Source organism: Desulfovibrio piger, from assembly GCF_012843875.1.
Lineage (GTDB): Bacteria > Desulfobacterota > Desulfovibrionia > Desulfovibrionales > Desulfovibrionaceae > Desulfovibrio.
Genome location: NZ_JABAFY010000133.1, coordinates 1 through 527 on the forward strand (window position 1 = coordinate 1; position 527 = coordinate 527).

Below are 527 nucleotides of genomic sequence, written 5' to 3' on the forward strand. Positions count from 1 at the left end.
CATGGACTATGGCTTCAACGGCAATCTGGGCGGCGTGTCGCTGGGTGCCGACTACACCTTCGAGAACGCCATCCGCGCCGGTATCACCTTCAACATCGGTGGCGGTTACGCCGAATCCTCCGGCGGCGACCTCAGCAGCACCGACAACCGCATGAACTTCTGGGGCCTCGGCGCCTACGCCGGCTGGAATTACGAAAACTTCGGCGTCATGGCCGACGTGTCGTACACCAGCACCTGGAACCAGCTCAAGCAGGACGTGGACAGCCGCATGGGCATGGGCGATCTGGAAGCCGACGTGCAGGCTACGGCCATCAGCGCCGGTCTGCGGGCCGAGTATCTGCTGCAGACCAGTGCGATGGACATCATCCCGCACATCGGCGTGCGCTACATGAGCCTCAACACCTGGGGCTATGACGTGGATACCCACGGCGGCACCGTGCTGGAAGGCGACAGCCTCCACCAGGACATCTGGACCTTCCCCATCGGCGTGACCTTCAGCAAGGACTTCGCCCTGGACAGCGGCTGGA

The 527-nt window shown here is 63.4% G+C and carries 1 protein-coding gene; it reads left to right on the top strand.

Translation table 11 applies throughout. The features are described from left to right. Nucleotides 1-527: autotransporter outer membrane beta-barrel domain-containing protein (locus HF854_RS12480; protein WP_168936566.1), on the top strand; the 527-nt coding region annotated here is incomplete at both ends.